The 14,380-nt window shown below is 58.7% G+C and carries 14 protein-coding genes; 10 read left to right on the plus strand and 4 right to left on the minus strand.

Annotation, left to right across the window (positions count from 1 at the left end; genetic code table 11):
• Positions 1-224: IS1/IS1595 family N-terminal zinc-binding domain-containing protein (locus JQ46_RS10870; protein ID WP_080719467.1), on the minus strand; the 224-nt coding region annotated here is incomplete at its 3' end.
• A 312-nt stretch (positions 225-536) separates the two neighbouring features.
• On the opposite strand from JQ46_RS10870, the gene JQ46_RS00825 reads away from it, so the two are divergent.
• Positions 537-1,106: a vitamin K epoxide reductase family protein gene (locus JQ46_RS00825; protein WP_034984599.1), complete on the plus strand. Its 570-nt coding sequence runs from the start codon at positions 537-539 to the stop codon at positions 1,104-1,106.
• On the opposite strand, the gene nadE is transcribed toward JQ46_RS00825, so the two are convergent.
• Entirely contained in the window at positions 1,107-2,027 is a 921-nt protein-coding gene (nadE, locus tag JQ46_RS00830; protein ID WP_080719464.1) for an ammonia-dependent NAD(+) synthetase, read from the minus strand.
• 161 nt (positions 2,028-2,188) lie between these two features.
• Between nadE and ykgO the strand changes: the two genes are divergently transcribed.
• The 4 genes from ykgO to nrdE all read left to right on the plus strand — a co-directional run bounded on the left by ykgO (position 2,189) and on the right by nrdE (position 5,844).
• Positions 2,189-2,311, plus strand: a complete 123-nt coding sequence (gene ykgO, locus JQ46_RS00835) for a type B 50S ribosomal protein L36 (protein ID WP_005511141.1) — start codon at positions 2,189-2,191, stop codon at positions 2,309-2,311.
• A 467-nt stretch (positions 2,312-2,778) separates the two neighbouring features.
• Positions 2,779-3,009 (plus strand): glutaredoxin-like protein NrdH, encoded by a 231-nt coding sequence (gene nrdH / locus JQ46_RS00840; protein ID WP_034984644.1) that lies wholly within the window; start codon positions 2,779-2,781, stop codon positions 3,007-3,009.
• Positions 3,010-3,098: 89 nt separating this feature from the next.
• Entirely contained in the window at positions 3,099-3,542 is a 444-nt protein-coding gene (nrdI, locus tag JQ46_RS00845; RefSeq protein ID WP_034984600.1) for a class Ib ribonucleoside-diphosphate reductase assembly flavoprotein NrdI, read from the plus strand.
• A 139-nt stretch (positions 3,543-3,681) separates the two neighbouring features.
• On the plus strand, positions 3,682-5,844 hold the full coding sequence (gene nrdE / locus JQ46_RS00850; protein ID WP_080719465.1) for a class 1b ribonucleoside-diphosphate reductase subunit alpha: 2,163 nt from the start codon (positions 3,682-3,684) through the stop codon (positions 5,842-5,844).
• A gap of 121 nt (positions 5,845-5,965) precedes the next feature.
• On the opposite strand, the gene JQ46_RS00855 is transcribed toward nrdE, so the two are convergent.
• Positions 5,966-6,454 (minus strand): ferritin, encoded by a 489-nt coding sequence (locus JQ46_RS00855; protein ID WP_011273156.1) that lies wholly within the window; start codon positions 6,452-6,454, stop codon positions 5,966-5,968.
• A 342-nt stretch (positions 6,455-6,796) separates the two neighbouring features.
• Here JQ46_RS00855 and nrdF point away from each other — a divergent pair, with 342 nt between their 5' ends.
• From nrdF to serB, 3 genes are all read left to right on the plus strand, one after another.
• Positions 6,797-7,792, plus strand: coding sequence for a class 1b ribonucleoside-diphosphate reductase subunit beta (gene nrdF, locus JQ46_RS00860; RefSeq protein WP_034984601.1), 996 nt, complete (start codon positions 6,797-6,799; stop codon positions 7,790-7,792).
• A gap of 239 nt (positions 7,793-8,031) precedes the next feature.
• Complete coding sequence (gene ctaD, locus JQ46_RS00865; RefSeq protein WP_034984603.1) at positions 8,032-9,729, plus strand: cytochrome c oxidase subunit I; 1,698 nt, start codon at positions 8,032-8,034, stop codon at positions 9,727-9,729.
• Positions 9,730-9,968: 239 nt separating this feature from the next.
• A complete protein-coding gene (serB, locus tag JQ46_RS00870) occupies positions 9,969-11,306 on the plus strand; it encodes a phosphoserine phosphatase SerB (protein WP_034984607.1) in 1,338 nt (445 codons plus the stop codon).
• Here the strand turns inward: serB and JQ46_RS00875 are convergent.
• Positions 11,303-12,874, minus strand: coding sequence for an AMP-binding protein (locus tag JQ46_RS00875; RefSeq protein WP_034984610.1), 1,572 nt, complete (start codon positions 12,872-12,874; stop codon positions 11,303-11,305). The two genes, serB and JQ46_RS00875, sit on opposite strands and share 4 nt — an antisense overlap.
• 320 nt (positions 12,875-13,194) lie before the next feature.
• On the opposite strand from JQ46_RS00875, the gene JQ46_RS00880 reads away from it, so the two are divergent.
• Together JQ46_RS00880 and JQ46_RS00885 are read left to right on the plus strand one after the other, a co-directional pair.
• Positions 13,195-13,746, plus strand: a complete 552-nt coding sequence (locus JQ46_RS00880) for a hypothetical protein (RefSeq protein WP_034984613.1) — start codon at positions 13,195-13,197, stop codon at positions 13,744-13,746.
• Between the two features lie 13 nt (positions 13,747-13,759).
• Positions 13,760-14,335: an RNA polymerase sigma factor gene (locus tag JQ46_RS00885; protein WP_034984616.1), complete on the plus strand. Its 576-nt coding sequence runs from the start codon at positions 13,760-13,762 to the stop codon at positions 14,333-14,335.
• The last annotated feature ends 45 nt before the right edge of the window (positions 14,336-14,380 follow it).

Consider the following 14,380-nt stretch of genomic DNA (forward strand, 5'->3'; position numbering starts at 1 on the left):
CTGGTTACGCCATGGTGTGCGGCGAAGGTGGTTAGAGATTGGGTGCCGGTGGCCCATTGGATGAACAAAGCCATGGTGGCGGTATTTTTGTTGTGGGTTTGGGTGTTGCGGGTAAAGGAGTGTCCGCAGTGGGTGCAGCGCCAACGGGTGGTTGATTTGCTGGTGGTGCCGTTTTTCTTTGTGTTGTTGCCGCATAGTGGGCAGCTGGGGCGGTTGGTGGTCATCCTTTAATCCAACCGGTGTGCGGTTAGCACAAATGTGGCCGGAGGTGCGGGATGGTGTGGGTAATAGCTTTCGGGGAGCTATTCTTTGGTGATTTGTGGTGTGTGGTCTGGGGTTATGGTGGCATGCGGACACACTTTTCTTTACTTAACCCGTAGCGCACAGCGTGCTAATCTGTTCTCAATGGAAATCGCCCAGCTCAGGGAGTTTACCGAGGTGAAAGGGCTCCGCTGTGGCTGTCTCAACTACCGCTTCATAGCAACGATGCGGTTCGAGACAGGTGTGGGCGTCACAAACAATCAGAGAGAAAACTCATGAACGGTCTAGGAGCGACGAAGCGCTTCGGTATTACCTTCCTGGTGCTATCCACGATCGGGTTGATCTTCTCCGCCTTGATCATGCACGACAAGCTGCAGATGGCGCTGAACCCCGACTTCAAGCCAGCCTGCACCTTCAACGAAGTGATCTCGTGTACGGACGTGATGGCCTCGGATCAGGCATCCGCGTTCGGGTTCGCCAACCCCTTTATCGGTCTGATTGGTTTTCCGGTGATGATGACCTTGGCCGTGGTACTCATCGTCGGCGTGAAGCTCCCGCGCTGGACATGGTACTGCACGCTGGCGGGGTTGGCGCTGGGCGTGGTGTTTGTGCACTGGTTGGCCTATGCGGCGATCTACTCCATCGGCGCGCTTTGCCCTTATTGCATGGCGGTGTGGGCGGCGACGTTGCCAATGTTTGTAATGACCTTGGTGCACATCCTGCGTGAACAGCGTCGTGAAGCGGGGGAGGGCGTTCCTCACTCCGCACTGGGAATGCCACTGCTGGTGATTGTGGCTTGGTTCCTAGCCTTTACCGCGCTGATTCTGGATCAGTTCGTGTTCTAACTAGTCTGCCTGCCACCAGTTGTCGTGAGGAACAACCGGCAGATGCCGCTTGTGACGCGACCGGAACCACAGGCCTTCGATGTGCTTAGTGACCTGCGGATCTAGGTCTGCGGCACCATTGGTGCTTTCCAAGTAATCGTCAAGCTGCGTGTACGTCACACCTAGCGCCTCTTCGTCGGGCAGGGCAGGACGATCTTCTTCCAGGTCGGCGGTGGGGACTTTCTGCCAGGTGCTATCGGGGGCGCCGAGGTGCTGCAGTAGGGCTGCGCCCTGTCGCTTCGTGAGTCCCGCCAGTGGCATGAGGTCTGCCGCACCGTCGCCGTGCTTGGTGTAGAACCCCGTGATTGCCTCTGCTGCATGATCCGTGCCTACAACCAATCCGCCGAGTTCCCCGGCGAGCGCATATTGTGCGATCATGCGCTCGCGCGCCTTAATATTGCCCTTGTTGAAGTCGCTGACGTGCGAAATGCCGAGGGCCTCGCTCGTTGCTCGCGCTGCTTCGTCAGTGGCACCCTTAATGTTGACGGTGACGCCCATACTCGGTGCGATAAACTCCAGCGCAATCTGTGCGTCGTCCTCGTCTGCCTGGACTCCATAGGGCAGGCGCACGGCGCAGAAACGGTATGGCTGATCGGCAGCTTGGTCCTTGGCGGCCTGTTCATTGAGGCGATCACATGCTAACTGGCATAGCTTGCCTGCGAGCGTGGAGTCCTGGCCGCCGGAGATGCCCAGCACTAGGGTTCGGGTGCGTGTGGCCTGCAGATAGTTGGCGATGAACTGCACACGACGTTCCACTTCAGCGGCCGGGTCGATAGTGGAGCGAACCCCCAGTTCTTCGATAATGCGCGCGTGCAGAGGGCGCGCATTCGCGGTGTGGGAGGGGCTGGGGATGCCGGTGGACTTTTCAGGTGAAGGGCTCATGCCTTCCGATGCTAGACCGTCCGTCAGCTTATGCACTTATTTGGTTTTGAGTGAGTCGGTGGGTAGACTCATCGTTTGTGTTTGTGTCGGGCGGCATAAGCGGGTTTTTAGCCTGCGTTGCCTGGCGATGTAAAGAAAGTCGATGAGGAAAGGAGCGCCCGATGAAGGTCCGCAAGTCCCTTCGGTCGCTGAAGAACAAGCCGGGCGCTCAGGTCGTTCGTCGCCGCGGTAAGGTCTACGTGATCAACAAGAAGGAACCTCGCTTCAAGGCTCGCCAGGGCTAAAGCCAGAGGGTTCCACCTTCCCCCGTCTTTTCGTTTCAGTGCTCGCGCACTGTTGCGTGAGGCGGGGGATTTTTATTGCTTGGGGGCGGCAAAGACATGGCTTGAGGGGGCTTTTGCCAGCTCATAGATGGCTTCTCTGTTTGGCGTAATCCATGCTTTGAAATTACATGCATGTTTTTCATGTGGCTAGATGTAGTGGTGGGAAAATCTACCACCTGCGAATACTCAACTTGTAACTACTAGATGTAGTGTTCAGTGATTAATTGCGGCCCAAAATGTTGTGTTTTTGCGGTTGTCTTACACGCTTGTGATGTGTAGTCTTAAGCAAGTCAACGAGGGGCGAGGTACATAAGCCCCGCCAGACGTACACTGACGAAAACCTACACCGATAGCGCCCACAGAAATCATTGTCGCCGGGCCGAACAATCCGAAGTATTTTTGAAGTATTCAGGAGAATGACAGCCACCATGATCACCGTCTACACCAAGCCCGCCTGTGTTCAGTGCAACGCCACCAAGAAGGCTCTCGACAAGGCCGGTCTTGATTACGAACTCGTGGACATCAGCCTCGACGATGAAGCTCGCGACTACGTCATGGCGCTGGGCCACCTGCAGGCACCTGTGGTTGTTGCTGGCGAAGATCACTGGTCCGGCTTCCGCCCCGATCGCATTCGCACCCTGACCGCAGAGGCCGCCTAATCTGCGCGCCAATTGCCTTCACCATCTCCGGTGGAGGCTCTTTTTAGCGCACCACTGACTATGCGCATTGCTGTTTAGGATGAGGCTCAATGTTGATCACGTATTTTTCCTCCACGACAGAGAACACTCACCGCTTTGTACGGAAGCTCGGTCTACCTTCTAGTCGCATTCCGCTTAAGCGTAGCGACGCCCCCCTGCTGGTCGACCAACCACATGTCCTGATAGTGCCAACGTATGGCGGGGGAGCAGGGATGACAGGAGAGTTTTCGCGCCCAGTGCCGAAACAGGTGATCAAGTTCCTCAATGTGGAGCAAAACCGTAAGTGGCTGCGCGGCGTGATCGCCTCCGGCAACATCAACTTCGGAGCTGACTTCGGAAAGGCCGGGGAGGTGATCTCCGCCAAGTGCCAAGTTCCCTATCTATATCGCTTTGAACTGATGGGAACCGAGGAGGACGTCCAAAGGGTGCGTGCAGGCTTAGCGGAGTTCGAGACTTCTTTGCGAAACGAAGGACGCTGGGAGTTAGCAAGCTGACACAGCGGGTTGAAAACCCAGCGGAGTAAGAGCTCCGCATCCGCCCCGCGCATGTCCGGGGCACTGATTAGAATCGAAACGAATATATAGGCGCGAATAGACTTTCTTAGCGCGAGTTTTTGAGGAGAACACAAAACACATGACTGGCACCGAGATTGGAAAGACCGTCCAGGAGCCCGTTGACCAGCGGGAGCAGCTGGATTATCACGCTCTGAACGCAATGTTGAACCTGTACAACGACGCGGGAGAGATCCAGTTCGACAAGGATCGTGAGGCTGCTAACCAGTACTTTCTGCAGCACGTGAATCAGAACACTGTGTACTTCCACGACTTGGAAGAGAAGATCAAGTACCTCGTGGACAACGAGTACTACGATCCTGCGGTGTTGAATCAGTACGAGTTCAGTTTCGTAAAGTCCCTGTTTAAGCAGGCTTATGCCAAGAAGTTCCGCTTCCAGTCCTTCCTGGGCGCGTACAAGTACTACACCTCCTATACGCTGAAGACCTTCGACGGACGCCGCTACTTGGAACGTTTCGAAGACCGCGTATGCATGGTCGCACTGGGGCTAGCAGCAGGGGATACCGAGTTGGCGTCGAACCTCGTCGACGAGATCATGGACGGTCGCTTCCAGCCTGCAACGCCCACCTTCCTCAACATTGGCAAGAAGCAGCGCGGGGAGCCGGTGTCCTGCTTCCTCCTGCGCATTGAGGACAACATGGAGTCGATTGGCCGATCTATTAACTCCGCGCTGCAACTATCCAAGCGCGGCGGTGGCGTAGCACTGTTGCTGTCGAATGTGCGCGAGGCCGGTGCGCCGATTAAGCACATCGAGAACCAATCCTCCGGTGTGATCCCCGTGATGAAGCTGCTGGAAGATGCCTTTAGCTACGCCAACCAGCTGGGTGCCCGTCAGGGTGCCGGCGCGGTATATCTCCACGCACACCACCCAGATATCTTGCGCTTCCTGGACACCAAGCGCGAGAATGCGGATGAAAAGATCCGTATTAAGACGCTCTCTCTGGGAGTGGTCATCCCGGATATCACCTTTGAGCTGGCCAAGCGCAATGACGACATGTATCTGTTCAGCCCGTACGACGTTGAACGCGTCTACGGCAAGCCATTTGCCGATGTCTCCATCACCGAGCACTACGAGGAGATGGTGGAGGATCCGCGCATCCGTAAGTCCAAGATCAATGCGCGCGCGTTCTTCCAAACGCTGGCGGAGATCCAGTTCGAGTCGGGCTACCCGTACATCATGTTTGAGGACACGGTGAACAAGGCCAACCCGATCGAAGGTCGTATCACGCACTCCAACCTGTGCTCCGAAATTCTGCAGGTTTCGACCCCATCGGAGTTCAACGCTGATCTGACGTACAAGACCATCGGCGATGACATCTCCTGCAACCTGGGCTCCATGAACATCGCGAAGGCCATGGACTCTGCGGACTTCTCTAAGACCATCGAGACCGCGATTCGCGGCCTGACCGCAGTGGCAGATCAAACCTCCATCGACTCGGTTCCTTCGGTTCGCCAGGGTAACGACAACTCCCACGCCATTGGCCTGGGACAGATGAACCTGCATGGCTTCCTGGGGCGCGAGCACATCCACTACGGTTCAGAAGAAGCTCTGGACTTCACCAATGCATACTTCGCAGCAGTGATGTACGAAGCTCTGAAGGCATCCAACAAGATCGCCCAGGAGCGTGGCGAGAAGTTCCACAACTTCGAAAACTCCGATTATGCCAGCGGCGAGTTCTTCGACCGCTACGATCCGGCGGAGTTTGCACCGAAGACGGAGCGTATCCGCCAAATCATCGGCAACTCCAGCATCCAGGTGCCAACCGCGCAGGACTGGCAACAGCTGAAGGACGATGTGCAGGCTCACGGTCTATACAACCGCAACCTGCAGGCTATTCCGCCGACGGGTTCCATCTCCTACATCAACAACTCCACATCCTCGATTCACCCGATCGCCTCCAAGATCGAAATTCGTAAGGAGGGCAAGATCGGTCGTGTGTACTACCCGGCTCCGTACATGACGAACGACAACCTGGAGTACTACGAGGACGCGTACGAGATCGGCTACGAAAAGATCATCGACACTTACGCAGTCGCGACGAAGTACGTGGATCAGGGCCTATCGCTGACCCTGTTCTTCAAGGACACCGCCACCACGCGCGACATCAACCGTGCGCAGATCTATGCGTGGCGCAAGGGGATCAAGACGATCTACTACATCCGCCTCCGCCAGACGGCCTTGACCGGCACCGAGGTTGAGGGCTGCGTGAGCTGCATGCTCTAAGTGGGGAGGGGAGCGGCCTGCTCTAGGTGGAGGGCGGCCTCCACCGAGCATGAAAAAGCCGACTGGGAGGAATCCCAGTCGGCTTTTGTTATTGGCCGTTGAGTGGCCTTGTTAATGGTTGCTAGCGGTTGCCCAGCTCTGCGTCGATGCGCAGCAGGCCGGAACCATCGTTGCCCACCAGCTTGATGCGGTCGATGATGTTGCTTACTGTAGCTTCCTCCTCGATCTGCTCCTCCAGGAAGAAGTTCAGCAGGTTGCGGGAGTCAATGTCGCCAACCTCGTCGGCGGTCTTCACCAGATCGCGGATCAGTGCGGAGACCTTACGCTCGTGCTCGAGGGAAGCCTCGAAGGCATCCAGCGGGGTGGAGATCTTCAGGGAAGGCATCTCAACAGTCTCGATGTCCACGCGCGCGTCGCGGTCCAGCAGGTGCTGTGCGAACTTCTGAGCGTGCTCGCGCTCCTCATCGGCCTGTGCCTGCATCCAGCTGCTCATGCCGTCGAAGGAGAGGCGGTCCAGCTCATAAGCCAGCTGGGTGTAAACCAGCGCAGCCTGGTGCTCGGCGGTGACCTGTTCGTTCAATTGCTTCTGAAACTTCTCGTTGATTTCCATGCAGCTCACCGTACTCAGGGTTTATCCAATCGGCTAGCAAACGCAGGCTACCCTTATATTATCAATGCAGGTCAGAGCCTATTGTATAGTCGGTGAGGCTGTCTTTACTTAGGTTGCCCTGTAAACCAATCCTGACGTGCTCTTTAGGTAGTGACGCCCCCAGCTCTGGGCTGAAATCGGCTCCAGCGCGCGCTGAGGGCGTCATTAAGAAAGACCCCCCAAAATGGGGGTGGTGGCCGAGGGGTAGGCGCGTCGCGGAAACGGGGTACGATGGGGCGAAGTGCACAAGCTGAGGGACAGCAAGAAAATCAGCACGTTCTGTGAGAAGGAGACACGTAAGCGATGAGTGCGCACGCACCCCACACTCCCGTACACCGCGTCGACGGCGATCCGGTATCCGCCATCAACTGGAACAGCATCCCAGATGACAAGGACCTGGAGGTGTGGGATCGCCTCACTGCCAACTTCTGGCTGCCCGAAAAGGTGCCACTGTCCAACGACGTCCCCAGCTGGTCCACACTAAATGACATGGAGAAGCAGGCCACCATGCGTGTGTTCACCGGCCTGACCATGCTGGATACGATTCAGGGCACAGTTGGTGCAGTAAAGCTGATCGAGGATGCTGCCACTCCACACGAGGAAGCCGTCTTTACGAATATTTCCTTTATGGAGAGCGTTCACGCGAAGTCTTATTCCTCTATCTTCATGACGCTGGCCTCTACGCCTGAGATTAACGACGCCTTCCGTTGGTCCGAAGAGAATGAGAAGCTGCAAAACAAGGCAAAGATCATTCTCGACTTCTATGAGGGCGACGATCCGATGAAGAAGAAGATTGCCTCTGTGCTGCTGGAGAGCTTCCTCTTCTACTCCGGTTTCTACCTGCCGATGTACTGGTCCTCGCATGCGAAGCTGACCAACACCGCAGACATTATCCGCCTGATCATCCGCGATGAGTCCGTGCACGGCTACTACATCGGCTACAAGTACCAGCGCGCACTGGAAAACGAGACTCCGGAGCGCCAGGAGGAGCTGAAGGAGCACACCTTCGACCTGCTGCTGGAACTGTACGACAACGAGGCACAGTACACCGAGGACCTGTACGACGAGCTCGGCTGGACCGAGGACGTGAAGCGCTTCCTGCGCTACAACGCCAACAAGGCGCTGAACAACCTGGGATATGAGGGGCTGTTCCCGGCTGACGAGACTCGCGTCTCCCCGGCGATCCTCTCCGCCTTGAACCCGGGTGGCGACGAGAACCACGACTTCTTCTCTGGCTCCGGGTCCTCCTATGTTATCGGTAAGGCCGAAAACACCGTCGACGACGACTGGGACTTCTAATTAGCACCCCCGAAAACGTGGGATCTGTTAACAGGGCACCGTCCACGGCTATTGAAATGCGCGTTAACGGGATACTATGTAAGCATTCTGCGTCTGTTCGGGTCGGTTGTTGACGAGGCCGACCCAGCGGGAACAGGGTAGAGGAAACATTCTTTTGGGTGACCGGCTCAAAGAATCCTGTGAGTAACTTAATGCTCGCAAGAGGAAAAGGGCAGGTCACGCGTAGTCAGGAGGAACTAATGACCGCAGTAGCGCCTAGGGAAAGCCATGAGGTTTCCCCGGCTCGGCCTGCGCCTTTTGGTGAGGCGCCGCGTGGCAGCCTCGCATGGAAGATGCTGACCACGACCGACCACAAGCTTCTGGGCATCATGTACCTAATCATGTCCTTCACCTTCTTCATGGTTGGTGGCTTGATGGCCCTGCTGATCCGTCTCGAGCTTTTCGCGCCGGGCCAGCAATTCCTGTCCAATGAGCAGTTCAACCAGCTGTTCACGATGCACGGCACGATCATGCTGCTGCTGTACGGCTCCCCGATGGTGTTCGGTTTCGCGAACTACATCCTGCCGCTGCAGATCGGCGCGCCTGACGTGGCATTCCCCCGTCTGAACGCCTTCGGCTTCTGGATGACCACCGCCGGTGGTGTCGTTATGCTGCTCGGCTTCCTGACCCCGGGTGGTGCTGCTGACTTCGGTTGGACCATGTACATGCCGCTGGCAGACGCTACGCATTCTCCGGGCGTGGGCTCTGAGCTGTGGATCCTGGGCGTCGGCGTTGGTGGTATCGGTACCATCGCTTCCGCTGTGAACATGATCACCACCATCCTGTGCCTGCGTGCGCCGGGTATGACCATGTTCCGCATGCCGATCTTCACCTGGAACATCCTGGTCACCTCTCTGCTGGTTCTGCTGATCTTCCCGCTGCTGACCGCTGCAGCCCTGGGTGTCTTCTACGACCGCAAGCTGGGTGGCCACATCTACGACGCTGGTAACGGCGGCGCTATCCTGTGGCAGCACCTGTTCTGGTTCTTCGGCCACCCTGAGGTTTACGTCCTGGCACTGCCGTTCTTCGGCATCGTGTCCGAGGTCTTCCCGGTGTTCTCCCGCAAGCCGATGTTCGGCTACGTCGGCCTGGTGTTCGCAACCCTGTCGATTGCTGCACTGTCCATGGCCGTGTGGGCACACCACATGTTCGTGACCGGCGCCGTGATGCTGCCGTTCTTCTCCTTCATGACGTTCCTGATCGCCGTGCCGACCGGTATGAAGTTCTTCAACTGGCTGGGCACGATGTGGAAGGGCCGCCTGACCTTCGAGACCCCGATGATCTTCGCGGTCGGCTTCTTCGCCACCTTCCTCTTCGGTGGTCTGACCGGTGTCATGCTGGCTTCCCCGGCTCTGGACTTCCACGTTTCTGATACCTACTTCGTGGTTGCTCACTTCCACTACACCCTGTTCGGTACCGTGACCTACGCCTCCTTCGCTGGTATCTACTTCTGGTTCCCGAAGATGACCGGTCGCATGCTGGACGAGAAGCTGGGCAAGATTCACTTCTGGCTGGTTACCATCGGCTTCCACACCACCTTCCTGGTGCAGCACTGGCTGGGCAACATGGGTATGCCGCGTCGTTACGCTGATTACCTGCCGACGGATGGTTTCACCACCCTGAACCAGATCTCCACGGTTGGTGCTTGCATCCTGGCGATCTCCATGATTCCGTTCCTGTGGAACGTCTTTAAGTCCTACCGCTACGGCGAGGTCGTCACCGTTGATGACCCGTGGGGCTACGGCAACTCCCTGGAGTGGGCAACCTCTTGCCCGCCGCCGCGCCATAACTTCGACTCCATGCCTCGCATCCGCTCCGAGCGCCCGGCGTTCGAGCTGCACCACCCGCACATGGTCAAGCGCATGCGCGACGAGGCTCACGTTGGTCGCCACTTCTAAGCGCACTTTCGAGTGACGCCCCCTCACCCGGCCACTGCCCAGCGCAGTCGCTAGGTGCCTGGCGGCTGGCCCGGTCTTAAATCCACACCTCAACTACGCGGGGTGTGGATTTTCGCATTCTCGGGGTGCACAGGGAGTTGGTTGGGGAAGCGGGGACTGTGGGTGGAGCGGGGGAACTGAAATGAGGGCTATGCAGTCTCGGTTATCAATTCTTGCGGGGAAGTGGGACAATATAGCCCGTGACTACCTCCGATAACGCCAACAACCCCAACCCTTCCGTTAGCCAGCCCGCAGCCGACTCGGCCAACGACCCGCACTTCGAGTCCGCCCTCGAGGACACGCTGCAGGAAGGCCTCGCGCCCAGCGTGATCACCGTTACCGGTCCTGACCGCCCCGGCGTATCCGCGGCCTTCTTCCGAGTACTGTCCTCCTACGGAGTGCAGCTACTCGACATTGAGCAGTCTGTATTCCGTGGGAAGCTGTCGCTGGCGGCGCTAGTGGGCGTCGGACAAGAAGACCTTGAACCGCTCGGCGAGGGACTTAAGGAAACCCTGGCTTCCTACGGCATGCGGGTCAGCGTCGAGGCCGACGACAACCTCTCGAGCACCCGTCCGCACTCCACGCACGTGATGGTTGTGCTGGGTCGCCCGCTGACGGCCACGCACATTTCCCGCATCGGCCAGACCCTGGCGGACTACGGTGCGAATATCGACACGATCACCGGCATTGCGGACTACCCGGTCACCGGCCTGGAGCTTAACCTGACTGTCGCCAACCCGGCACCAGGCGGCGGTGTGCCACTGCGCAAGGCCCTGGCAACCCTGACCTCGGAAGTGGGCGTGGATATCGCCATCGAGCGCGCCGGACTGGCCCGCCGGGCGAAGCGCCTAATCTGCTTCGACGTAGACTCCACCCTCATCCAACACGAGGTCATTGAAATGCTGGCAGCCTACGCCGGCCGCGAGGAAGAGGTCGCAGCCGTCACCGAGCGCGCGATGCGGGGCGAGCTGGACTTCGCCGAATCCCTGCACGAGCGCGTGAAGGCCCTCGCCGGCCTGGATGCCGCAGTAGTGGAGAAGGTCGCCCACGACATCCAGCTGACCCCTGGCGCCCGCACCACCATCCGCACTCTGAAGCGCCTGGGATACAAGGCTGGCGTGGTTTCCGGTGGATTCATCCAGGTCATCGAGCCACTAGCCCGCGAGTTGGACCTCGACTTCGCCCGCGCGAATACCCTGGAGATCGTCGACGGCAAGCTCACCGGCCGCGTGATCGGCCCGGTCATCGACCGTCAGGCGAAGGCGGAAAGCCTGAAGGAGTTCGCCTGGTCCAACGGCATCCAGCTGAACCAGACCGTCGCGGTGGGCGACGGCGCAAACGATATCGACATGCTGTCCACGGCCGGCCTGGGCATCGCCTTCAACGCAAAGCCCGCCCTCAAGGAGATCGCCGACGCCTCTGTGAACTACCCCTTCCTGGATCAGGTGTTGTTCATCCTTGGTATTTCTCGCCACGAGATTGAGGACGCCGACCTCCGCGACGGCACGTATCGCCGAGTGCCAATCGTCGAAAGCTAAACCGCGCGCTCGCGCAGCTCTCGGCGCAGGATTTTACCCGTGGAGGACTTCGGAATGCCCTGCACAAACTCAACAATGCGGATCTTCTTGTAGGGCGCCACGCGCTCGGCCACGAAGTCCATCACTTGCTGTTCGTTGAGGGAAGAACCCCGCTGGGCCACGACAAAGGCCTTCGGCAGTTCCTCGCCATCAGAGGCGCGGTGCACGCCGATCACGGCGGCGTCTGCGATCTCCGGGTGGCTCAGCAGCACCGACTCCAGCTCTGCGGGTGGAACCTGGTAGCCCTTGTACTTGATCAGCTCCTTCAGACGGTCCACGATGTGAACGTTGCCCTCCGGGTCGCTGTTCGCCAGGTCGCCGGTGCGCAGCCAGCCGTCGCCCGGCAGCGCCTCGGCGGTCTGCTCTGGCTTGTTCAGGTAGCCGGCCATAATCTGCGGTCCGCGAACCCACAGCTCGCCGACCTCGGATACGCCCTCGCTGGGCAGCGGAATTTCCTCCAGGGTCTCCGGATCCACCAGCTTGCTCTCGGTGTTGGCGCAGGGCTTGCCAATGGAGCCGCGGTTGATGTCCTTGGAGACATTCGCATGCGCCAGTGGCGAGGTCTCAGTCATGCCATAGCCCTGCTGCACGTGGATGCCCAGGCGCTTCTCCAGCGCCAGAGCCAGATCCTCGTCCAGCGTGGCTGCACCGCTGAATACTCCGCGCATGCGCGATAGGTCGTAGTTATCCACCATCGGGTGCTTCGCCAGCTGCACGGCGATCGGCGGGGCGATCAACGTGAAATTCACCTCGAATTTCTGGTGGTGCTCCAGGAAGCTCTGCAGCTCGAAGCGCGGCACCACAACCAGCTTTGCGCGCTGTGCGAGCGCCAGGTTTACCAGTGCGGTCAGGCCATAGATGTGGAAGAAGGGCAAGACCGCGTACACCGTGTCGTCCCGGCGCAGCAAGTCGATGTCCTGGCCCTGCTGCACGTTGGCCACCAGCTGACGGTGCATCAGGCGCACGCCCTTCGGCAGGCCGGTGGTGCCGGAGGAGTAGGGGAGTACCGCCAGGTCCTCGTCGGGGTCGATCTCCACCTCGGGAGCCGTGCGGCGCTCCGCCATGATCTGCTGCATACCCTTGGAGGTATCCAGGTGGATGATGTCTTCTTCTGCGATGCCGGCATCCTTAGCACCCTGGGACGAAGCGTCACCAAGCGCGGCAACAGTAAGCAGCATCTTCGCGCCAGAGTCCTCAATCTGCGCGGTGACGGTCTCCGGCGTGGACAGCAGCGACAGCGGCGATACGACAGCGCCGATGCGCCACAGTCCGTAGGCGGCGACGATGAAGTTGAGGGAGTTAGGCAGATGCAGAGCCACCACGTCGCCCTTTTTGATGCCCTTGCTGACGAGCCAGCCTGCGGTGGACTCGATGTAGTTCTGCAGCTGCGCGAAGGTCGTTTCGGAGCCATCGGCGATATCGATGACGGCGACGCGGTCTTCTTCCTCCGTGGTGAGGTTGCCGAAGACGTAGTCGTAGACACCTAGCGGGCTGAGTTCGATGTCCGGGCGGTCGCTCTTAATGGGCATTGCGTCGGGCTCCTATCCGTTCGCGGTTATTCTCCGCCTCCACTGTAGTCGGCATGTGCTTTAGCCGACATCACTTTTTATGTTTCGTCTCGCTAACTTTCCAATGGTGCGAATCGGTATTGCTTGACGGGCATGCCACTCTTCCTATTGAACTGCGCGCGGGATCGGGCATAATCGCTTAAAGTAATTCTTTTATTACTCACGGGAACCTTCGCCGTCTTGCGTGCATTACACAACCGTCCTGAAGCAGGTTTTAGTGGTTCATCTGCTTCAGCGCGTTCTTTGTTGTTATTGCGGATGCTGGTGGAAGGAGGTGAACGATGAGCACGAAGAGTGATTCGATCGAAAACGGAGGACACATGGCTGGCCCATCCGCTGATACCGAGGCAGACGCACCAATCCTTCCCCCGCTGGAGGAATTGTTCGGCAACGAAGCGCAGGATCTTGACGACTTATTCAACGCGATGTTGGATGTTGCCGTTGATCCGAACACCGAGATGCCCGAGGGGGATCTGATCCCCGACCTGGATTCCTTCCCGGAGGAAGGCGCGGAAGGCCCTTCGGCAGATGAGGCTTCGCACGAGGTTGACCTTGCGGATCTCGACGATTCTGATTCTTTGGTTGATGACGCCACCTCGGCGGAGGACCTCCCCAGTGATGCTTCGGGCGACGACGTGGATACCGGCGCGGCAGAGCACGAAGATCTGGATGATCTGAGTGACCTCGAGGATCCCACCGCTGACCTCGCTGATCCGGTGACCGATCCAGTAGCAGATCCCGCTGCCGACGTCACTGATTACGGCGAGGATGATTATGGCAACGACTACGGCGATGATCACCCGGACGATCTGACCGACCTCAGTGGAATGTAGGGGGAAGTCAGAAATGTCTAACGGATCTAACACCCCACGGAAAGAACTCACCCGCGACGAGGAACGCGACCTGCTGGCCAAAGCCCATGAGGGCGACCAGCAGGCTTTCGCGCGTCTAGCACGCCAGGCATGGGGCAGGATGTTCTCTGTCTGCCTGTCCATTACCGGAAACCGCGCCGATGCGGAGGATGCGCTGCAGAACGCTCTGACCTCTGCGTGGAAGAACATTGAAAAATTCGACGGGCGCGCCAGGTTCTCCACCTGGGCGTACCGCATTGCCTCCAACGCTGCGCTGCAGATCGTGCGCTCCCGCCGAGACGTTCCAGAGGAAGACGCAGGCGTGGATGAGGTTGCACAGACCCCGGAGGTTGGGTCACAGGTCACCTCGGCAATGGTCGTGCGCCAGGCATTGGCGCAGCTGCCGGATGACTTCCGCGAAGTCATCGTCTTGCGCGAATACACGGGCATGAGCTACCAGGACATCGCTGCCCACCAGGGGATTCCAATTCAAACGGTTAAGTCCCGCATCAATCGTGCACGTGCGAAGCTGAAGGCGGCACTGGTGGAGGCCGGCGTCACTAGCGCATAAACAGCCAGTCCCTGCCCCACAGCAAAGAGCCCCACAACATCGAGC

The sequence above is a fragment of the Corynebacterium jeikeium genome, assembly GCF_000738175.1.
Classification (GTDB): Bacteria; Actinomycetota; Actinomycetes; order Mycobacteriales; family Mycobacteriaceae; genus Corynebacterium; species Corynebacterium jeikeium_C.

Coding starts and splice junctions, on each gene's coding strand:
- JQ46_RS00825 (WP_034984599.1), top strand. CDS start 537: ATGAACGGTCTAGGAGCGACGAAGCGCTTCGGTATTACCTTCCTGGTG.
- nadE (WP_080719464.1), bottom strand. CDS start 2,027: ATGAGCCCTTCACCTGAAAAGTCCACCGGCATCCCCAGCCCCTCCCAC.
- ykgO (WP_005511141.1), top strand. CDS start 2,189: ATGAAGGTCCGCAAGTCCCTTCGGTCGCTGAAGAACAAGCCGGGCGCT.
- nrdH (WP_034984644.1), top strand. CDS start 2,779: ATGATCACCGTCTACACCAAGCCCGCCTGTGTTCAGTGCAACGCCACC.
- nrdI (WP_034984600.1), top strand. CDS start 3,099: ATGTTGATCACGTATTTTTCCTCCACGACAGAGAACACTCACCGCTTT.
- nrdE (WP_080719465.1), top strand. CDS start 3,682: ATGACTGGCACCGAGATTGGAAAGACCGTCCAGGAGCCCGTTGACCAG.
- JQ46_RS00855 (WP_011273156.1), bottom strand. CDS start 6,454: ATGGAAATCAACGAGAAGTTTCAGAAGCAATTGAACGAACAGGTCACC.
- nrdF (WP_034984601.1), top strand. CDS start 6,797: ATGAGTGCGCACGCACCCCACACTCCCGTACACCGCGTCGACGGCGAT.
- ctaD (WP_034984603.1), top strand. CDS start 8,032: ATGACCGCAGTAGCGCCTAGGGAAAGCCATGAGGTTTCCCCGGCTCGG.
- JQ46_RS00875 (WP_034984610.1), bottom strand. CDS start 12,874: ATGCCCATTAAGAGCGACCGCCCGGACATCGAACTCAGCCCGCTAGGT.
- JQ46_RS00880 (WP_034984613.1), top strand. CDS start 13,195: ATGAGCACGAAGAGTGATTCGATCGAAAACGGAGGACACATGGCTGGC.
- JQ46_RS00885 (WP_034984616.1), top strand. CDS start 13,760: ATGTCTAACGGATCTAACACCCCACGGAAAGAACTCACCCGCGACGAG.